This is a genomic window from Methylophaga sp., from assembly GCF_965655755.1.
Classification (GTDB): Bacteria; Pseudomonadota; Gammaproteobacteria; order Nitrosococcales; family Methylophagaceae; genus Methylophaga.
The window spans coordinates 95,087-115,965 of the sequence record NZ_CBFHHW010000003.1 but is presented as its reverse complement, the minus strand read 5'-3'; the positions used below and the strand labels follow the sequence as shown (position 1 = coordinate 115,965).

The window sequence follows — 20,879 nt, the reverse complement described above, 5'->3', positions numbered from 1 at the left end:
ACTTTACTTGATGAAGCACAAACGACCCAAACTGTAATCAATCTTGAAAAAACGGCAAAAGGCTCCAATCCACAGTTATTTTTTGAACGTATTAAATCTGACGCTTTCATATTCTATTATGCAAATCCAGCCAGTTGGTATGGGCTGGGATTGAGTTCGCCGCCACAACCAGTGGGCTACCCTAATCACGATCAGCCCCCGGTGCCAAACCATTGAGTCCGAATAAGCACTATGATGTGGTCATTATTGGCTCGGGAGCTGGTGGTGGAGCGACGGCATGGGCGTTAAGTCGGGCCGGCCTGAAAGTATTGATACTTGAGGCTGGTCCGCGCTACGACCCTCATACAGACTATAAGTTGGACCAAGCAAATTGGGAATCACCTTTCCCCATTAAACAAAAGCCAAACCGTTATACCTATGGACCCATGCAGAAACTGGCGGATAAACATAAACACCTCCGTTCATGGAACCACCTCTCAGGACTGTTAACTGACTCAGAGACTCGAGTTTCATATGGTTATCATCATGTACAGGGAATTGGTGGCAGCTCCTTGCATTTCACCGGAGAGGCTCATCGTCTGAACCCTGAAGCAATGAATATGCAGTCCCGTTTCGGCGTTGCGGCCGACTGGCCCATGAGTTATGAGGATTTGGAACCTTACTACGCCCAGGCTGAAAAAGTAGTTGGTGTTGCGGGACCTGAACCTGATCAATATCGTCCACGTTCCACTCCCTACCCCCAAACAGGCCACCCCCTAAGCTATGCGAGTCAACACCTGAAAGATGGTTTCAACAAGTTAGGACTTACTTTGGTACCCAACAGTCTCGCAGTATTATCGACTCCAGAAAACGGACGACTGAATTGTAATTATTGCGGTGGCTGCTTAAAAGGCTGTCCCCGTACGGATAAAGGCAGCGTTGATGTAACCTATCTGCGTTATGCCGAAGCGACAGGTAATTGTGATATCAAACCGGGATGTCGGGTCAAATATATCGAGTCTGGCGAAGGAGATCGGCTCAAAGGTGTGCATTATGAGGATAATTCAGGCTCACATTTCATAGAAACGCCTTTATTAATCGTTTCATGTGGCGCTATTGAAAGCCCAAGATTATTACTGGCTTCATCAAGTCAACATTCACCAGATGGACTCGCCAATGAATCCGGAGAGGTGGGGAAAAACTTTATGGAAACTTTGCTGTGGTCGAGCAATGGGTTGCACCCAGATCTCCTTGGGAGTCATCGAGGTTTACCCGTTGACAGTATCTGCTGGGATTATAATTCCCCTGACTCTATTCCCGGTGTTATAGGTGGTTGTCGGTTCGGACCGTCACAAGCTGAATCGGAACTTGTCGGTCCGATTAATTATGCTAACCGGATAGTAGGTGGTTGGGGAAAATCTCATAAACAGCAAATGAGAAAACAGTTCGGCCATGCGCTTTCCATCACTGGTATATGCGAAAGTCTGCCTAATCCTCAGACTTTTGTAACGCTTGATTCCGAACAAAAAGACGCATCCGGTATGCCCGTTGCTCAGATCAATAGTTATATTGATGATATGGCGATCAAACGTATTGAGTTCATGGCCAATACTTGTCGTAATATTATGGATGCCGCCGGTGTCTCTAATATTTTTGAAGAGTTCAGTTCATACGATATTTTCAGTTCCACCCATGTATTTGGCACCTGTCGAATGGGCTTCAATCCAGATACCTCCGTCGTCGATCCTTGGTGTCGTAGTCATCGCTGGAAGAATCTGTATATCGTCGACAGCAGTGTTTTCCCCAGCTCCGGTGGTGGAGAATCACCTGGCCTGACCATTCAAGCGCTGGCACTCCGGGCTGCAGCAAATATCCTGAACACATAATCCATACAAACTAAATATTCATCAGGGAGCAGTTGTGGCACGTAGTAGAAAAAAGCATAAACGGAAAGCTTCTCTCCGACAAAAAACTAAAGCCACAGATACCGCAATTATTTCACCGTTTGTGGATTTCCTTTGTGTCGGCGGTATATCTATATTACTGATGCTAGGACTGCTGATTTATATCTTTTTGAATTCCGAACCCGGCAAGACTCCTGAAAGCGTGAATTTCGGTAATGTATTACTTTTACAGGCTTTAATTAACTGGCCGCATTTTATGGCCTCTTATCGCTTACTTTATTTACCCAGAGAAAATATCAAAAAACACCCTTTTTCTGCGATTTATGTACCTGCCGCACTAATTACCCTCGTCACTGTAGCCATTTTATCTGGTGATGAAACGAGCAATCACTTGTTACCAGTCAATCAGGATATGGCTTATATTATCTGGCTGGGAGCCGCATTTTACCTCGCTTGGCATTACACTGGTCAGGCTTGGGGTATGATCGCAACATTCAGTCATCTTGCCGGTATTCAAATGGAATATCGCGAACGCTTGATAATCCGAACCGGTTTAAGGGTTTTATTGATCTGGCATGTCGTATGGGGGGCGCAAGATTTACCGGCATCATGGTTGGGAGGATTGCATAGTTACTTGCCGGACTTGCTGCAAGTCCTCAATATCACAGCCGTTATTGCTTTTTTTGCAGCTATTCATACATTTTGGTCAGTGAAGAAAAGAACCGGGAAAACGATCACACCTCAAATCATCGCTCCCTGGTTAGCCATTTATTTATGGTATCTGGTGTTATATTTCGAGCCGGGTGCATATATCTTTGTTCAACTGTCGCACGCTTTGCAGTATCTGATTTTCCCTTTACGTGTCGAACTGAACCGAAATGGCTTTTATCAGTTTAACCGAAACGTTGGCAAACAAATTATCTGGGCAGGCCGGTACTACATTATGCTATTTATCGCCGGTATTGTTTTCTTTTACTTACCTGGAGAGATGATTACAGCAGACCAATCACAGCCATATTCGCTCGCAATACTGATTGCTGCGATCATTAGCATTCATCATTACTTTGTTGATGGCGCTATATGGAAACTGAAAAATCCCGAGGTCAGAAAAGTATTATTTTCTCATATCCGCTAGGTCTTCTTTCATTATGTTGAACATCCGCGGGCTTGAGAAGTCAGGTCTACAAATGGCTCGACGCTGATGCCTGAGCCATTGAAGCCTCATATCATCATATGCCGATGGTTGGTGCTACGTGGAAGCCTATTAGCTAGTTCTATCACCAAACAGTGCTCCCCAGATAGAGGGCCATCGAACACCATAATCGACAATACTTACAGCTCGACAAGGTGATTCACCCCGTATTTCGCATCCCCGCGGAAATGGCACTGATTGTACGCAGTAACGGATCCAACCAGCGCTCGCGTTCCTCTTCATCGATTGCTGTATCGCGATAGCGTTGCAAAAGCATAATCTGAATATAATTGATTGGATCCAGATACGGTTCACGACGGCGCAGAGACATCCTTAACTCCGGCGTTTCAGCCATTAAGGTGTCAGCTTCAACCACATTTAATACCTGTTCCAGAGTTGTGTAATATTCAGCCGCAATTAATTCAAACACCTGCTGCCCTTGAAACGCGTCCTGACACAAGGCAGCATAACGGGTAGCGATGCTCATATCAGCCTTGGACAATGACATCTGGGTATTACTCAGCAACGCACGGAAAAAGGGCCATTGTTTGACCATGCGTCTTAATGTTGCGACTTTCTCCGGATCATTCTGATGCCAGTTTTCTAACGCCGTGCCAATACCGTACCAGGCAGGCAAGGTATGTCTGGACTGCGCCCATGAGAAAACCCAGCCAATCGCTCTGACAGACGATTTCGAACGGTCTCCGGCTTTGCGATGTGACGGACGCGAACCGATATTCATCATACCGATTTCAGTCACCGGACAGACCTCGTAAAAGTAGTCCAGAAATCCGGGGGTATTCTCTGTTAACTTACGATAGCTCGCTTCCCCGGTCTCAGTCAGTTGCTGCATCACCGTAAGAAAGTCCGGCTCAACCGATCCCGTCTCACTAATCACGCTGCGTGATGCTTTCATCAGACCTGCAATGCCCATACCCATTTCATAAGCTGCTGTCTCAATATTCCCGTATTTGAAGGACAATACTTCGCCCTGCTCGGTGAATTTGATCTGCCCCTGAACCGTACCTGCAGGCTGGGAAAGAATGGCATCATGGGTTGGGCCACCCCCTCGGCCAATGGTGCCGCCACGACCGTGGAACATTCGACACATGACGCCATGCTGTTTGGTCAGTTTTGAAACTGTTTGCTGCGCCTGAAATAAATTCCAGCCAGAGGCCAGGATGCCACCATCTTTACAGGAATCAGAATAACCCAGCATGACTTCCTGCAAGTTTCCTGAGGCATCCAGCATGCGCCGATATGCCTGATTTTCAAGCAACGCTGACATCACCGGTTCAATATGTCCCAGATCTTCAATCGTCTCAAATAACGGCGAGACTTGAATATGGCAGAAGGTTTCGCCTTGTTCGTCATAGCCACATAAACCGGCTAAACGTCCCAGCGTCATTACTTCCAGAATGTGGCTGGCCTCGTGTGTCATTGAAATAACATAACTGCCAAAGGCCTTGGCACTGACATCCCGATGCAAGCGGGTCATCAGTTTAAATACCGACAAAACCTCCTGATTCTGACCATCAATATCCGGCATCTCAGGTAATTGTTTACGTGACAGTAGTTCCGACAACAACGCTTGCCTCGCGGCTTCATCAAGCTGGTGATAATCCTCACATAAGCCCGTCACTTTAAGCACGTCAGCCAGTGCCTCACTGTGACGCGTCGACTCCTGACGTAAATCAAGGTGATACAGATAAAATCCAAAGGTCTCAACCAGTCGAATCAGGTCATTAAGTTCACCACCAGCCAGTTCACCATCACCATTAGTGACGAGGGAATCGTAGATAAGGTGCAGATCCTGTAAGAGTTCATCTTCGTTTGCATAGGCTACGCCTAATGCTGTCGGCAATAAATCCGGACGAAAATACTGCTGAATAAGCCTTAAATTATCTTCCAGGCGGTGGCGCATCATATAAAGTTTGCGACGATAGGGTTCGTTAAGAAAACGATCCGGTTTGGATCTGAAAGCGCCCGCATATTGCTGTTCTGATTGTTCAAGATCATCGGCTAAAGCATCACTGATGCTGCTGAGTGATTGTGATTGTGTCAGCACATAGCTAAGTTTGGTAACGTCGTCCAGATAACGGCGAATCACGGTTCGCTTTTGCAACTGTATCGCCATTTCAGTGGTGTCAGCTGTGACGAATGGGTTGCCGTCGCGATCACCACCAATCCAGGAACCAAACTTCACCAGCCCCGGGACTTTAAACTCTGTGCCTGCCTCAATCTCATCACTGTAGACGCGGCGAATGGCGTTCTCCAGATTACGGTAGGTCCGCGGCACAGCATCAAATAAGCTGACATTGAAATAATACAATCCATTCTTGATTTCATCACGTACTGTGGGTTTGATGGCGCGAACTTCATCGGTATACCAGAGCAATTGCACCTGCTTTTTGATTTCTTTGCGGGTGCGCTCCTCATCAAAAGGCGTCAAAGGATCATTGGTCAACTGTTCATCAAGCAGGAAAATCCGTCGCAGAATTTCCATCAGGGTCCGACGCTTAGACTCGGTAGGATGTGCTGTAAAGACTGGCATATAAACCAGTTCATCAAGCAAGAGTTGGAGCTGATCAAGCGTGACACCCTCCTGTTTAAGTTGCGACAGGGTATCAAGGTAAGAACCTTTCCAAAGCTCTCCGCCATTACGCAATTGAATCATGCGATTGTGATAATTGAAGGCTTCTTCTGCCGTATTAAGCAGACTGAAATAGAGACTGAATGCGCGGATCACTTCTTTTAGCGTGTTCTCATCCAGCGTGTTCAAAAAACTCAGTAACTCAGTTCGCAAGGCAGCATTGTTGTCCTTACGTAGCTTGATAAATCCCTGACGTAAGCGCTCAACTGTCTCAAAGACCTGGCGTCCGGCACGTTCATCAATGACTTCACCGAGAATGTAGCCTAAAAAGCGTACATGCTGGCGAAGTTCTTTGTCACTGAGTAGCGATAAATTTTCAACTGTACTTAATACAGGCTGATAGTCTGTCATAGATTAGCTATTTTTTATGTGGTGGTAGAGTTCGATATAGGTATTGGCACTGTTTTCCCAGCTGAAATCGTGCTGCATTGCGACGTTTATCATGCTGCGCCATATCCTTGGCCGTTGGAATAATGCGACAACCCTCAACAAGGTGGTTTGCAAAGACTCGACTGTCGCATCGTTGAAACAAAAACCATTTGCGACACCAGCTTTGCGGTTTTCATCACTGGCGTCAACAACAGTATCAGCCAGACCACCGGTATTGCGCACTACAGGTAAGGTCCCGTAGCGCAAACTATACATCTGATTTAGACCACAAGGCTCAAATCGCGACGGCATCAGGAAGACATCCGCACCAGCCTCAATCTGATGCGACAGGATTTCATCATAACCAATAGTGATGGCTACCTTGTCGGGGAAACGCGCTCTCAAGATACGCAGATCCTGCTCATAGACGTGTTCTCCACTGCCCAGACAAATCAGTTGCACATCATGACCGGCTTCCAACAGGTTTGTCATCGTTTTAATCGCTAAATCGATACCTTTTTGCGACACCAAACGACTAATGATGCCCACCAGCAGGCTGTCTTTATTCTCATTTAGAAAGAATTGCTGTTGCAATGCTGTTTTGTTCAGCATTTTATTGCGTATCAGTTTAAAACTGTAGTTTTTGCTGATCAAAGCATCTCGTGAAGGATCCCATGCATCGGTATCAATTCCGTTCAGGATGCCGCTGAGACGGTCCTGTTCGGCACGCAATGCCAATAAACCTTCCAGACCATAACCAAGCTCATAGCTGCAAATTTCTTTCGCATAAGTGGGGCTAACCGTAGTGATATGATCCGCGTAGACAAGCCCGGCTTTCATAAAAGACATCATGCCGTAGAACTCAAGCCCATTGATATTCCACAGGGTATCGGGAAGATCCAGCGCCTGAAAAACATCAAATGAAAATAGGCCTTGGTAGGCAAGGTTATGAATCGTGAAAACAATATCAGGACGATTTTTATGCGTAGACAGTAAGGCGGGTGCCAGACCTGTCTGCCAGTCGTTGCAATGAAGCACATCCGGTTGCCAGTCAAGACCTGCTTGATTGACAGCGATTTTTGCAATGAGACGGGAAAATAATGCAAACCGTGCCGCATTGTCTTCCCAGTCATGCCCTTCCGGATGACTGTAGGGTCCGCCATCACGGTCATAATGATGTGGGGAGTGCAGTAACCAGAGCTTCACATCCGTGCCCGGCAGTGTTGCCTCTAAGATATCAACAGGCAAGTGATATCCATCCAACTTAATGCTGACAACTGTTTCCAACTTTTCGAGTTGCTGCAGACATTTACGGTAGGCAGGCATGATAATGCGCACATCCTGACCGTGCTCGTGCAGAGCTATAGGCAGGCTGGCAGACACATCAGCGAGACCGCCTGTCTTCATTAAAGGGTGCACTTCGCTACTGGCAAAGAGAATTTTTCGCACGCAAATCTCCTAAAAATTGTACAATTCTGCAATTATATACGGTCAAGGCCTGAGTTGAAGTCTGCAACGGGAGAAAACATGCAACCTTGTACAATTGTTATTTTTGGCGCCACTGGCGACCTATCTAAGAAAAAATTGTTACCTGCTCTGTATCATCTGGATGCAGAAAAAAGGTTAACTGACGATACACGCATTATTTGCATGGGCCGTCGCGACTGTGAACAGGACGAGTGGAAACAACAAGTTACTGAATTTGTCGCACCAAAAGCCCGCGGTGGTGTTGATAGTAACCTGCTTAGTTCATTTTTAGACCGCATTCATTATTTCAAGTGCGACATTAATGATGCATTCAGCTACCACGAGCTGAAAGAGCTGGTCTCAAAATCAGACCACGGTTTCTCTCAAAATATAGTGTTCTATCTTTCCATCAGCCCTGCTTTATTTGGCGTTGTAGGCGATCAACTCGCTGCTGTTGGCATGAATAAAGAAGACGATGGTTTTCGTCACCTGGTGGTTGAAAAACCGTTTGGCTTCGATCAGAAAAGCGCTGAAGATCTGGAACAGATTCTCAGTAAAAACTTTACTGAAAAACAAACCTATCGTATCGACCACTATTTAGGTAAAGGTACAGTTCAAAACATATTCGTTTTCCGTTTTGCTAATTTGTTGCTGGAACCACTATGGAATCGCAACTTCATCGACCACGTTCAGATTACCCATGCTGAAGAGCAAGGCGTTGGTGGTCGTGCCGGTTACTATAACGATTCAGGTGCTTTGCGCGATATGATTCAAAGTCACCTTATGCAGGTGATGGCTCTGGTAGCGATGGAGCCGCCGGCCGATCTGGACGATGAATCACTACGTGATGAAAAAGTAAAAGTCCTCAAATCAATTCGTCCGATTACGGAAGAAATGGTTGAAGACCATGCATTCCGTGGTCAGTACTCAGCAGGTGAAGTCAACGGCGAATATATACCGGGGTATCTGGAAGACGAGGAAGTACCTGACGATAGTGTGACCGAAACCTATGCGGCGATGAAAATCTTTATCGATAACTGGCGCTGGCGTGATGTGCCATTTTACCTGCGCACAGGTAAATGTATGCCTGAATCGAAAGCCATGATCGCGATACGTTTCAAAAAACCACCTCAAGAGCTATTTAAAGATACGGATATTGGTGATAGCCATGCTAACTGGATTGTGATGGGACTTCAGCCCGATAACACCTTGCGTATTGAATTGCAGGCAAAACAACCGGGCCTGGAGCTAACCAATCATACGGTAGCTCTGGAAACGGTTGAAACAGAAGACACTAAACATCGTCTCGATGCCTATGAGGCATTGATCCTTGACGCTATTCAAGGTGACCGTTCACTGTTCCTCCGTTCAGATGAAGTCAGTTTGGCCTGGAAAGCGGTTGATCCCATCATCAACAAATGGGCAAAAGATAAAACACGTGTGCACACTTATCCAGCAGGCACATGGGGGCCTGAAGAAGTAACACGTATTCATGAAAACTCATGTCATGCTTGGCGTAATAACGTCTAAATCGTAATTTGAAGTTGAAAAAAGCCGGCGTAACGCCGGCTTTTTTGTATCACTGAAATCACGCTCAGACTCAATTCATCGCCTGCCCCAGCTTGATTTCATCCTGAGCATGCCAATGGTTATCAAATTCGCGTAATGCAGGCGGCAATAACATCACAACGGTTGACCCCATATTAAAGCGGCCCATTTCATCGCCTTTTTTAATTTGAATTGCCTGCTCTCCGCTATATTTCCAATCCTGAATTTTTTTTCCATAAGGTGGTGTTATCTGTCCCGACCAGACTGTTTCCATACTCCCAACAAAAATGGCTCCCACAAGTACCATTATTAGCGGACCAAACGCGGTATCGAACTGGCAGACAACACGTTCATTGCGCGCAAACAGTTCAGGAACGGCTCGTGCAGTACGAGGGTTAACAGAAAATAACTTGCCCGGTACATAGCGCATTTCAGATAACGTTCCCGTGACGGGCATATGGATGCGGTGATAATCTTTGGGTGACAAATAAATAGTCGCAAACTGGCCTGATTCATACAGGGCGGCCTGTTCTTGATTGCCTCCCAGCAACTCCATCACAGAATAATCACGCCCTTTTGCCTGAATGATACGTCCCTGATGGACCTTACCCAGTTGACTGATAGCACCATCGACAGGCGACACAACCACATCATCACCGTTTGCAACAGGCCGAATACCGTCTTTAAGCTTACGGGTAAAAAAAGCATTAAAGCTTGGATAATCCGCTAAATTCGGAGAAGCAGCCTCAGAAATATCCACCTTGAATTTCCAGCTGATAAAACGAATAAACAGATTTTTAAACCAACTGACCTGAGATTGTGTCAGTTTGTGCATCAATACTGACAAGGTGTGCTGGGGTATCATGTACTGTGGCACTGTCAATAAGCGGTCGGTCAGACTGCATGGTGTTGCTTGTTTTTTGCCGTCTTGTCCCATCTTCACACATCCTCCCTCTTTAACCTGCTGCCCAAGCTTGTCATAATCCTTGTTTATACCTTTGCTGTGATAAAACACGGAGTATACAAGTAATGAACAAGCGGCTCATCTCAATCTTTCTGGCTCTGGGTGTATTCATTTCATCACCTTCAACGGCTGCTGAGGAAAGTTCTGATTCCCAAAACCTCTATTACCGCATTCAAGAACCCTTCACCATCAACTTTCTCAGTCAGAGTGAGCAAAAGGTTCGTTATTTACAAATAAAAGTGGCATTAAAGTCAGATGATTCTGTGGTATTGAACAGCGCCCAGCATAATTTACCCATGATTCAGGATGCCTTGCGAACACTATTCACAAACCAAAGCTACGAGAGTGTCAGTAATGTTGAGGGACGCGAAAAGCTTCAGCAAGAAGCCCTGAGCCGTGTGCGTGCCATACTCAAACAAGAAACGGGCAATGATGGACTGGAACAGATCTATTTCACCAGCTTCATCCTGCAATAACGGCACACTCTTTGCTAAATAATAACGACATTTAAATGGAATAGATTAATGGCAGAAGAACGAGACGATATTGAAGTCGTTGAAGAAAAAGACGGCAATAAAACAAAACTTTTGATCATTGTGATCAGTTCATTGATGCTGGCCGTTATTGCAATAATCGGCATTATGCTGGTTGGGGGCGGTGATGACGCTGAGCAGGATGAAAACATAGAAAATGTTGAAAACGTGAAAAAAGCGGCGATTTATTACAGTGTCGATGATCCGTTTATCGTCAACTTCTCTGAGCAAAGCGACGAAGCGGTACGTTATATGCAGGTCAAAATGAAAGTGATGGCACGTGAACAGGCTGTGATAGACGCATTCACTATTCATTTGCCAGCGATACAGCATGAATTGCTGATGTTGTTCTACAGTCAAAATTATGACGAACTACAGACCAGCGAGGGTACCAAGGCGTTGCAACAGCAAAGCCTGGAAACGATTAATCGGGTGCTTAAGTCCGAAACCAGTTTGGAGAATGAGCTAGAAGCGGTGTATTTCACTAGCTTCATCATGCAATAACCATGGCTGTACATGACATACTCTCACAAGATGAGGTGGACGCACTCCTGAATGGTATGGGGGATGGCGAAGTAGAAGCTTCGTCATCAGAAGATCAGGAGACTGGTGCATTTCGCCAATATGATTTTGGCAATGAAGAACGCATCATTCGCGGTCGCATGCCGACGCTGGAGATGATCAACGAACGTTTTGGTCGATACCTGCGTATAAGTCTCTTTAACATGTTACGACGCTCGGCAGAAATTTCTGTAGGCGGCATACAGGTAATGAAATTTTCAGAGTACGTACACACTCTGTTTGTGCCTACCAGCCTGAACCTTATTCATCTACACCCCTTACGCGGTACCGGCCTTATCGTGCTGGAACCTAAGCTGGTTTTCACCATTCTTGATAATTATTTCGGTGGTGAAGGCCGCTTTCAGGCGCGAATAGAAGGTCGGGAATTTACCGCAACAGAACTGCGCGTCATCCGCATGGTGTTGAACCTATGCTTTACCGATCTGACAGAAGCATGGTCACCAGTAATGGAAGTTGACTTTGAGTTTATCAGTCACGAGGTGAATCCACAGTTCGCCAATATCGTCAGTCCAAGCGAAGTTGTCGTTATCTCCACTTTTCATGTTGAGCTGGATGGCGGTGGTGGCGACGTTCACCTCACCTTCCCCTACTCCATGCTGGAACCAATCCGTGAATTGCTCGACACCGGCCTACAAAGTGATCGTTCTGCCGACGATGGCCGCTGGTCAAAATCCATGCGCGAGGAAATCATGATCGCTGATGTCGAAATGTGGGCCAATTTGACTGAAGCAACACTCAGTTTGGATCAGATTCACAAACTCAAAACAGGCGATATCATTCCCATAGAAATGCCCAAGAGTGTTGTCGCAATGGTTGAAGATGTAGCCATGTTTCGTGCTACCTATGGTGAGCATAACGAAAAAGCATCATTAAAAATTACGGAAACGATTGAACATCCAAAAGATCCCAACCCGACCTACCACCTTAAGAAAGGTAAGAAAAAATGAGTGAAGACACCCAAGAAAAAAATCAGGAAATGGCTGATGAATGGGCTGCTGCACTAGAAGAGCAAAGCGGCGAATCCGGTGATGAAGCACAAGAAGATCCTTGGGCAGAAGCTATGGAAGAACAAGCCAAGGCTGAAGCGGCTCAACCACAAGCCAATCCCGCTCCAGTAGCCCAACTTGATGACGATGGTAAACCGCGAAGAGATGTGGACCTCGACATGGTCATGGATATCCCCGTCACCATATCAATGGAGATTGGCCGCACCCGCATCAGCATTCGTAACCTGTTGCAGTTAAGTCAGGGTTCCGTAGTTGAACTGGATCGACTGGCCGGTGAGCCGATGGATGTTTTAGTAAATGACACCTTGATTGCTCACGGTGAGGTGGTGGTTGTGAACGACAAGTTCGGTATCCGCTTAACCGATGTGATCAGTGCATCAGAACGCATCAAGAAATTGCGCTAATGAAACAGTTAATCACCAGCTTGAGCCTGCTGCTGATGAGTCTGCCATTGCTAGCGGCTGGGCAGAGCGAAAAAGCACATACGCTGACTGAATCTCCACTTTCTGCCGTTAACCTGTTGCAAACACTGATGGGCCTCTTAGTAGTTCTGGGCTGTATCGTATTGGTGGCATGGCTATTGAAACGAACTAACAGCTTTCATACTGCTGCCAATGGAAAACTTAGAGTGATTGCAGGGATTCCACTTGGTACCCGGGAAAAAGCCGTTCTGGTACAAATTGGTGAGGAACAAATTTTATTAGGTGTGACACCTCAACAAATTAATACACTGCACAAGCTCGAAAAACCTCTCACCGTTGATAATAATGCCGGTATTTCGTCAGATTTTGCTGGCAAGCTACGTAAAATCATGCAACAGCGAGGTGCTCAATAATGCGTCTGTTATTGTCATTATTACTCTTGTGCACACCCTTATTGGCGCTCGCTGAACCGGGCATTCCGGCTGTGACGGTGACCGGTAACGAAGATGGTGGCCAGAGTTATACTGTCACCCTGCAAATACTGGCTTTGATGACAGTCCTGACCCTATTACCCGCAGGGTTAATGATGATGACCTCTTTCACCCGGATCATTATTGTTCTCGCTATTTTACGTCAGGCAATGGGCGTGCAGTCGACGCCTTCTAATCAGATCTTGATTGGTCTCGCTTTATTTCTCACTATCTTTATCATGCACCCGGTATTCAATCAGTCTTATGAAAACGGCGTTGTGCCTTATATGGATGGGGAAATTGAATTTTCCACCGCCTTTGAACAGGCTGGTCAGCCTTTTAAAGAGTTTATGATTGCTCAGACACGGGAAACCGATATCGAACTTTTCGCCTCTATTGGTGGCTATCAGGAACTGCAATCGGCTGAAGATATTCCATTCTCTCTGCTATTGCCTTCCTTTGTAACCAGCGAATTAAAAACGGCATTTCAGATTGGTTTTTTAATCTTCATTCCATTTCTCATAATCGATCTGGTAGTTGCCAGTGTGTTGATGGCAATGGGTATGATGATGTTGTCACCGATGTTAATTTCCCTGCCCTTTAAGCTTATGCTGTTTGTCTTAATTGACGGATGGGCCTTGTTGATGGGCACTTTAGCCTCCAGTTTTTATATATAGCTATGACTCCTGAAACCGTTCTTACCGTAATGCAACAGACCTTACAGGTCATCAGCGTCTTGATCGCATTAATTTTATTGCCTGCATTAGGTGTTGGCTTGATTGTGAGTATGTTTCAGGCGGCAACATCCATCAATGAACAAACACTTACTTTTATTCCGAAACTGTTCGTTACTATATTCGTGTTGATCTTTGCTGGACCTTGGATGCTAAGCATGTTGCTAAGCTTTACCAACCGTCTATATGAAGATATTCCGTTCTTAATAGGCTGACCCTGTGGAAGTCAGCAGCGCCGAAATCACCGGCATTCTGGGCATGTATCTCTGGCCCTTTTTTCGTATTGCTGCGATGGTCATGGTGGCCCCGATTTTCAGCAGTAACTTCATCAGCCAACGTTTCCGTATTCTATTAACTGTGGCAATAAGCAGCGTTATCGTCCCTAATATTCCTGTGGCGGCACCACAAGTTGAAGCCCTCAGCTCGGAGGGCTTACTTATCATAGCCCACCAAATTCTGATTGGTGCGTGTATGGGATTTATGTTGCAGCTGTTGTTTAACGCCTTTATCGTGGCCGGTCAGATCATTGCAATGCAAATGGGTCTGGGCTTTGCCTCTATGATCGATCCGCAAAACGGCACCATGGTCCCCGTCATTAGTCAATTTTATCTCGTCTTTGTCACACTGATTTTTGTCAGTATCGACGGTCATTTGATTCTTATTCAGGTGATGAGTGAAAGTTTTACCATGATGCCAGTTGCAGCCAGCGGTTTGACACCCTTTGATTTTAGAGATGTCGTTTCTCAGGCAAGTTGGATGTATGCCGCTGGCGTCATTATTGCTTTACCTGCGATAGGTTCCCTGATGATGGTCAATCTGGCGTTCGGTATTTTATCTCGTGCTGCACCACAGATAAGTCCATTTAGTATCGGCTTCCCGATGACTATCATTATAGGGTTTGTTGTGATGTTAATTACATTACCCAATGTAGCAGGTCACTTAGTTGATATGAGCGATTACATGCTGCAAATGGCTCGTTTGCTGGTTCAAAAAGATGGCTGAACAAAGCGCACAAGAGAAAACTGAAGAGCCCACGGCCAAGCGCCTTGATGAGGCGCGAGAAAAAGGCCAGGTTCCTCGATCACGTGAACTCACTACCGTATTGGTATTAATCGCCAGTGCGGTTGCCTTATTCTTTATGGGACAAGGCATCATTTCTAGTGTCGCTGCCGTGATGAACAAGTCGTTCAGTTTTACCCGTAAAGAATTGTTCGATCCAATGGCAATGATTCATCACTTTATCTTTACCATCGAGACTGTGGCTTTTGATCTGGCGATGTTTCTTGCTGTCACAGTCGTTGCAGCATTGGCTGCGCCAGCACTTATTGGTGGCTGGAATTTTTCTGCCCAAGCAATGGCTCCGAAAGGTGAACGGATGGATCCGCTTAAGGGATTAAAACGTATCTTCGGACCTCAGGGGTTAATCGAACTGGCAAAAGCCCTGGGAAAATTCATTCTGGTTGGTGCGATTTCTACAGCCATTTTATGGAGTATCCGCGACCAATTATTGACGCTTGGACGTCAGGAAGTGAATGTGGCGATGGCCGATCTCGGGTCTCTGACCATGTGGGTATTTCTGGCTATTTGTGCCAGCCTGATTCTAATTGCACTTATTGATGTACCTTTTCAGATATGGAACCACAACCGCCAACTGCGTATGACCAAGCAGGAAGTCAAAGATGAGATGAAAGAGACAGATGGTAACCCTGAAGTCAAAGGTCGTATCAGAAAAATGCAGGTAGAATTATCTCAACAACGGATGATGCAGGACATTCCCTCTGCTGATGTGGTTATCACGAACCCGACGCACTATGCTGTGGCGCTTCGATATGATCAAACTAAATCCGGTGCCCCTGTAGTAGTGGCCAAAGGCGCCGATTTAATATCACAACAAATTCGCATGGTGGCGGATCATAATGAAGTGCCTATTATGGCTGCCCCTCCACTAACACGTGCTATTTATTACTCAACTGAAATCGGCGATGAAATTCCATCTGGTCTATATATTGCAGTAGCTCAGGTACTGGCATTTGTGTTCCAGTTACGGCGTTATCAGAAAACAGGGGGTAACAAGCCGCATCTGAATCCCGACGACTTGCCAATACCGGATGAATTGAAACGAGACTGAGAGTAAATGGAAAATAATGTCATGGCCGCGCGCTTCAAATCAGTGGTAAACGGCCACCTCGCAACACCGATGTTGCTGGTAGCCTTGCTAGCAATGGTGATTTTGCCTTTACCGGCATTCATGCTGGACATGTTATTCACCTTTAACATCGCCCTATCATTAGTAATCGTATTAGCCAGCATTTATATGCGAAAACCGCTTCATTTTGCTGCTTTCCCCAGTATCTTGCTGATAGCAACGCTACTTCGTCTGGCATTAAACGTCGCCTCCACTCGTATTATCCTGTTAGAGGGGCATACGGGCTCCGCAGCGGCCGGTAATGTTATTGAGGCTTTTGGTGAGTTTGTTATCGGTGGTAACTATGCCGTTGGTTTTGTCGTCTTCTCGATCTTGGTCATCATCAACTTTGTTGTGGTCACCAAAGGTGCAACCCGTATCGCCGAAGTTAGCGCCCGTTTTACACTTGACTCCATGCCGGGTAAACAGATGGCTATTGACGCCGATCTTAACGCAGGACTTATCGATCAGGATGAAGCGCGCCGTCGCCGTGAAGAGATAATGCAGGAATCGGACTTTTACGGTTCGATGGACGGTGCCAGTAAATTTGTCCGCGGTGATGCGATAGCCGGCATTTTAATTCTATTTATCAACATCATCGGTGGTTTTATCATCGGTGTGGTACAACATGACTTGAGTTTTGCTCAGGCTGCTCAGTATTACACCTTATTGACCATTGGTGATGGTCTGGTTGCACAAATACCTTCACTGTTACTCGCCTCCGCAGCCGGTTTGCTTGTTACCCGTTCGACCAAAGAACAGGATATGGGCGAACAAATTATAGGACAGTTGCTGAGTAACCCTAAAACATTAGCGATTACCTCAGGCATTCTTGGTGGTATGGGACTCATTCCTGGCATGCCCAATATCCCGTTCCTGATACTTGCTGCAGTCGGTGGTGCCAGTGCTTACTTTATTCATCAACGTCAAAAAGCCGCCACCGAAGCAGAAGTAGTTGCACAAGCACCTCAAGCTGAAACGCCACGTGAACAGAAAGAGCTCAGTTGGGATGACCTTAGCCCCGTTGATCCGATTGGTCTGGAAGTCGGCTACCGATTAATCCCATTGGTTGACGCAAATCAGGGCGGACAATTAATGAATAGGATCAAAGGCATAAGAAAGAAAATCTCCCAGGAAATGGGCTTTTTAATTCCACCCGTGCATATTCGTGACAATCTCGATTTAGCTCCTACGGCTTATCAAATCACCTTGTTTGGAGTGACGTTTGGTGAAGCAGAAGTCTTCCCGGACAAAATGATGGCCATTAATCCGGGTCAAGTTTTTGGCGACCTGGATGGTATACAAACACAGGATCCCGCCTTTGGTCTGGATGCCATATGGATTGAGACCAGTCAACGCGAACATGCTCAGGCACAAGGGTATACCGTAGTTGATGTGGATACAGTCATCGCCACGCACTTAAGTAAAATTCTGAATAACCATGCACATGACCTGCTGGGCCGTGAAGAAGTACAGCACTTGCTGGATAATCTTGCCAAGATAGCACCTAAGCTGGTGGAGGGCCTGGTACCCGACACGGTACCACTTGGGACTGTGCAGAAGGTGCTGCAGAACCTGCTGGAAGAAAGCGTTTCAATTCGCGATATCCGTACGATCGTCGAGTCAATTTCTGAACAGGCCGCACGTAACCCGGATCCGGAAGCGATTACTGCAGCCACACGCATGGCGCTGAGCCATTCCATTGTTCAGCACCTGAATGGAACACGATCTGACCTGCCAATCATTACACTTGATCCAGAACTGGAACAGATTTTGCTCAAGACTCTACAGGCTTCTGGTGAAGGTGGAGCCAGTCTGGAACCCGGACTGGCAGAGAACATGCACAAGAACCTGCAGGATGTAACGCAAAGACAGGAAATGACGGGCGAAGCCGCCATTCTAGTTGTCCAGGCAGGTTTACGTAGTTGGATATCTCGCTTTATCCGCCACTCTATTCCGGGACTGAATGTGTTGTCCTATAACGAAATACCGGACGACAAACAAATTAGAATAGTGGCCAATATTGGTCGATAATAGGCAGATTGAGGTTGTGATTTATGAAAATCAAACGTTTCCAGGCAGCAGATGTTCGTCAGGCAATCCGTGAGGTCCGGGAAGTACTGGGTCCGGATGCAGTCATTCTGTCCAACACCCGCGTAGATGGGGGAATCGAAATTGTCGCAGCGACCGACTATGACGAAACGCAGTTTCGTCGTCAGGCTGAACCAGCAGCAGCGGCAAAACCTGAAAAAACACGGGTTGAAATCAATCCTTCTATAGAACCGCTGGAACAGGCGCCGCGCCCTGCCTCTAAAGAAAACATCTGGTCACAGGAACCCACATTGGTTCAGATGCGCAAGGAGATCGCCAGCCTTCGCGATATGTTACAAAATCAATTATCCGATCTGACTTGGAAAGATATGGAGCGTCAAAGTCCAACACAGATGCAGTTATTGAAACGTTTTCTACATATGGGCGTTGACGTTGAAATTGCTAAACAAATCACCGCACAAATGCGGGGCGTAGATGATCTGGAAACAGCCTGGCGTCAATCTCTTGGTCGTCTCGCTGCACAAATTGATCTGCCTGAAAAAGATATGCTCACCGAGGGCGGCATTTTTGCTCTAGTCGGTCCAACTGGTGTAGGTAAAACAACGACTATTGCCAAGATGGCAGCTCGCTGTGCATTAAAATACGGTGCTCGCGATGTCGCATTGATCACAACGGATTGCTATCGTATTGGTGGACAGGAACAGTTACGCAGCTATGCCCGCATTCTTGGTGTGCCTGTAAGGGTTGCAAGAACCCATGCTGAATTGGCAGATACTCTGAATGAGCTGCTTGATCGCCGCTTTATCCTGATCGATACTGCTGGAATGAACCAGCGAGACATGAAGCTAACCGAGAAGTTTGCCTTGCTTAAGCAACAATCACCACGTGTAAAAACATACCTGACATTATCAGCGAATACTCAGGCAAGCGGTATCGATGATATTATCAAGGCATTCTCTCATTTAGACTTGAGTGGCTGTATAGTGACGAAAACAGATGAGACAAGTAGTTTGGGAGGCGCAATTTCTGCATTAATTCGCCATCGCCTGCCATTAACTTACATAGCTAATGGTCAGCAAGTACCTGAAGATTTAAGTCAGGCGCGGCCAAACACGCTGGTTAATCAAGCCAGTGATTTGATGAACGACGAACAACAACTGGATCCGCAAACCTTATCCGGTTATGGAGGTTTTGCCGCCTATGGCTGAGAATTCCCACGATCAGGCTGCCGGCCTGCGACGACAAGCTAACCCGCCCCGCCCGGTTAAAGTAATTGCTGTAGCCAGTGGTAAAGGTGGTGTCGGCAAAACCAATGTGACGGTTAATCTTGGCGTAGCACTCGCTGCCCAAGGTAAAGAAGTTGTCTTGCTGGATGCTGATTTAGGCTTAGCTAATATCGATGTCATGTTGGGACTCCATCCACAATTTAATCTGTTACATGTGCTTGATGGCAGCAAGTCTTTAAGAGAAATCATTGTCGAGGGGCCTTCCGGACTCAAGATCATTCCAGCGGCATCCGGTGTCCAGAAAATGGCGGAACTGACCAGTGCTGAACATGCCGGCATGATCCAGGCTTTCAGTGAGATGGATCAACATATCGATGTATTGTTAATTGATAGCGCGGCGGGCATTGCGGACAGTGTAGTGAGTTTCAGTCGCGCAGCTCAGGAAGTCGTCATCGTCGTGTGTGATGAGCCTGCTTCTATCACAGATGCCTATGCATTGATTAAGCTTCTCAGTCGTGAACATGGTGTTGAACGCTTTCATATCATCGCTAATATGGGTCGTAGCGTGCAGGAAGGTCGTGAATTGTTCGATAAGATATCGTTAGTATGTGATCGTTTTCTGGATGTCACACTCGACTTTATGGGAATAGTGCCGTTTGATGAAGACTTACGTCGTGCCGTAAAAAAACAACGCAGTGTTGTGGAGGCCTTTCCCCGGAGTAAGTCGGCCACAGCCTTCGCTCATTTAGCTAAAAAAGTAGAGTACTGGCCGGTACAGAAACAACCTCGTGGCCATATGGAGTTTTTTGTAGAAAGACTGATACAAGCGAGTATGGAAATGGCATGAGTAGCAGAACTGCTATGTACACATCATCAGGGCAATCAAAATCAGAGTTGGTCGAAGATCACGCCTCCCTGGTAAAACGTATTGCCTACCATCTGATCGCCCGTCTACCTCACTCTGTGGATGTGGAGGATTTAATACAGGCGGGGATGATTGGATTGCTTGACGCTTCTCATCAATTCGACTCAACACAGGGTGCCAGCTTTGAAACCTATGCCGGTATCCGTATTCGCGGCGCAATGCTCGATGAAATCCGGCGGAATGACTGGGCACCGCGCTCTGTACATAGGAAAGCCAGAGAAATCTCCGCAAAAATGCAGGAGATTGAGCAGCAAAAAGGGCGTAATGCCAGTGACAGCGAAATCGCTGCAGCAATGGGATTGGATATCAGCCAATATCATCAACAACTGCAGGATTCAACAGGCCATCAGTTGTTCAGTCTGGATGAATTTAGTGACAATGATGAAACCCTGTCACACCCTCTTTCATCCGGTCCACCCGCGCCCGATGAAGAAGTAGAACAAGATGACTTCGAACTGGCCATGGCACAAGCGATAGATACGCTGCCTGATCGTGAACGTCTGTTGATGAGTCTGTATTATAATGATGAGCTGAATTTGAAAGAGATTGGAGAAGTTCTCGGTGTCAGTGAGTCGAGAGTAAGTCAGATTCACAGTCAGACTGTGATCCGGCTTCGATCCAAACTTCGTGATTGGGTTATGTGAATACTGGAGGTAAGACTTGGATA

Annotated in this window: 20 protein-coding genes; 17 read left to right on the top strand and 3 right to left on the bottom strand. The window is 46.4% G+C overall.

Annotated elements, in window-relative coordinates:
• The 3 genes from ACTF5U_RS02250 to ACTF5U_RS02240 form a co-directional block, all read left to right on the top strand.
• Window positions 1-216: hypothetical protein (locus tag ACTF5U_RS02250; RefSeq protein ID WP_438970009.1), on the top strand; the 216-nt coding region annotated here is incomplete at its 5' end.
• The gene (locus ACTF5U_RS02245; protein ID WP_438970008.1) at window positions 213-1,865 is read left to right on the top strand and encodes a GMC family oxidoreductase; all 1,653 of its coding nucleotides are present in this window, start codon (window positions 213-215) and stop codon (window positions 1,863-1,865) included. The genes ACTF5U_RS02250 and ACTF5U_RS02245, both read left to right, overlap by 4 nt.
• Before the next feature lie 34 nt (window positions 1,866-1,899).
• Complete coding sequence (locus ACTF5U_RS02240) at window positions 1,900-3,018, top strand: hypothetical protein (RefSeq protein WP_438970007.1); 1,119 nt, start codon at window positions 1,900-1,902, stop codon at window positions 3,016-3,018.
• A gap of 217 nt (window positions 3,019-3,235) precedes the next feature.
• Here the strand turns inward: ACTF5U_RS02240 and ppc are convergent, their stop codons facing one another.
• Both ppc and glgA read right to left on the bottom strand, forming a co-directional pair.
• Window positions 3,236-6,079, bottom strand: coding sequence for a phosphoenolpyruvate carboxylase (gene ppc / locus ACTF5U_RS02235; RefSeq protein ID WP_438970006.1), 2,844 nt, complete (start codon window positions 6,077-6,079; stop codon window positions 3,236-3,238).
• Between the two features lie 3 nt (window positions 6,080-6,082).
• Window positions 6,083-7,546: a glycogen synthase GlgA gene (glgA, locus tag ACTF5U_RS02230; RefSeq protein WP_438970005.1), complete on the bottom strand. Its 1,464-nt coding sequence runs from the start codon at window positions 7,544-7,546 to the stop codon at window positions 6,083-6,085.
• 78 nt (window positions 7,547-7,624) lie between these two features.
• Between glgA and zwf the strand changes: the two genes are divergently transcribed.
• The gene (gene zwf, locus ACTF5U_RS02225) at window positions 7,625-9,094 is read left to right on the top strand and encodes a glucose-6-phosphate dehydrogenase (RefSeq protein ID WP_438970004.1); all 1,470 of its coding nucleotides are present in this window, start codon (window positions 7,625-7,627) and stop codon (window positions 9,092-9,094) included.
• 70 nt (window positions 9,095-9,164) lie between these two features.
• On the opposite strand, the gene asd is transcribed toward zwf, so the two are convergent.
• Window positions 9,165-10,049, bottom strand: a complete 885-nt coding sequence (asd, locus tag ACTF5U_RS02220) for an archaetidylserine decarboxylase (protein ID WP_438970012.1) — start codon at window positions 10,047-10,049, stop codon at window positions 9,165-9,167.
• Between the two features lie 92 nt (window positions 10,050-10,141).
• Between asd and ACTF5U_RS02215 the strand changes: the two genes are divergently transcribed.
• From ACTF5U_RS02215 to ACTF5U_RS02155, 13 genes are read left to right on the top strand one after another with little or no spacing between them, the layout of a single operon-like run.
• Window positions 10,142-10,552: a flagellar basal body-associated FliL family protein gene (locus tag ACTF5U_RS02215; RefSeq protein WP_438970003.1), complete on the top strand. Its 411-nt coding sequence runs from the start codon at window positions 10,142-10,144 to the stop codon at window positions 10,550-10,552.
• 48 nt (window positions 10,553-10,600) lie between these two features.
• Window positions 10,601-11,113 (top strand): flagellar basal body-associated FliL family protein, encoded by a 513-nt coding sequence (locus ACTF5U_RS02210; protein ID WP_438970002.1) that lies wholly within the window; start codon window positions 10,601-10,603, stop codon window positions 11,111-11,113.
• Between the two features lie 2 nt (window positions 11,114-11,115).
• Window positions 11,116-12,138 carry a flagellar motor switch protein FliM gene (gene fliM / locus ACTF5U_RS02205; RefSeq protein WP_438970001.1) on the top strand — a complete coding sequence of 341 codons (1,023 nt, stop codon included), beginning with the start codon at window positions 11,116-11,118 and terminating at the stop codon, window positions 12,136-12,138.
• Window positions 12,135-12,602, top strand: a complete 468-nt coding sequence (gene fliN, locus ACTF5U_RS02200; RefSeq protein WP_438970000.1) for a flagellar motor switch protein FliN — start codon at window positions 12,135-12,137, stop codon at window positions 12,600-12,602. The genes fliM and fliN overlap by 4 nt, the downstream gene beginning before the upstream one ends.
• Window positions 12,602-13,033 (top strand): flagellar biosynthetic protein FliO, encoded by a 432-nt coding sequence (gene fliO, locus ACTF5U_RS02195; RefSeq protein ID WP_438969999.1) that lies wholly within the window; start codon window positions 12,602-12,604, stop codon window positions 13,031-13,033. The genes fliN and fliO overlap by 1 nt, the downstream gene beginning before the upstream one ends.
• The gene (fliP, locus tag ACTF5U_RS02190) at window positions 13,033-13,767 is read left to right on the top strand and encodes a flagellar type III secretion system pore protein FliP (protein WP_438969998.1); all 735 of its coding nucleotides are present in this window, start codon (window positions 13,033-13,035) and stop codon (window positions 13,765-13,767) included. The genes fliO and fliP overlap by 1 nt, the downstream gene beginning before the upstream one ends.
• A gap of 2 nt (window positions 13,768-13,769) precedes the next feature.
• Entirely contained in the window at window positions 13,770-14,039 is a 270-nt protein-coding gene (gene fliQ, locus ACTF5U_RS02185) for a flagellar biosynthesis protein FliQ (protein ID WP_438969997.1), read from the top strand.
• Window positions 14,040-14,043: 4 nt separating this feature from the next.
• A complete protein-coding gene (gene fliR, locus ACTF5U_RS02180) occupies window positions 14,044-14,826 on the top strand; it encodes a flagellar biosynthetic protein FliR (protein WP_438969996.1) in 783 nt (260 codons plus the stop codon).
• The gene (flhB, locus tag ACTF5U_RS02175) at window positions 14,819-15,952 is read left to right on the top strand and encodes a flagellar biosynthesis protein FlhB (protein ID WP_438969995.1); all 1,134 of its coding nucleotides are present in this window, start codon (window positions 14,819-14,821) and stop codon (window positions 15,950-15,952) included. Before fliR ends, flhB begins: the two co-directional genes overlap by 8 nt.
• A 6-nt stretch (window positions 15,953-15,958) precedes the next feature.
• A complete protein-coding gene (gene flhA, locus ACTF5U_RS02170; RefSeq protein WP_438969994.1) occupies window positions 15,959-18,043 on the top strand; it encodes a flagellar biosynthesis protein FlhA in 2,085 nt (694 codons plus the stop codon).
• A 23-nt stretch (window positions 18,044-18,066) separates the two neighbouring features.
• Window positions 18,067-19,269, top strand: a complete 1,203-nt coding sequence (gene flhF, locus ACTF5U_RS02165; RefSeq protein WP_438969993.1) for a flagellar biosynthesis protein FlhF — start codon at window positions 18,067-18,069, stop codon at window positions 19,267-19,269.
• Window positions 19,262-20,134, top strand: coding sequence for a MinD/ParA family protein (locus ACTF5U_RS02160; RefSeq protein ID WP_438969992.1), 873 nt, complete (start codon window positions 19,262-19,264; stop codon window positions 20,132-20,134). The genes flhF and ACTF5U_RS02160 overlap by 8 nt, the downstream gene beginning before the upstream one ends.
• Window positions 20,131-20,856: an RNA polymerase sigma factor FliA gene (locus tag ACTF5U_RS02155; RefSeq protein WP_438969991.1), complete on the top strand. Its 726-nt coding sequence runs from the start codon at window positions 20,131-20,133 to the stop codon at window positions 20,854-20,856. Before ACTF5U_RS02160 ends, ACTF5U_RS02155 begins: the two co-directional genes overlap by 4 nt.
• Window positions 20,857-20,879: the final 23 nt, after the last annotated feature.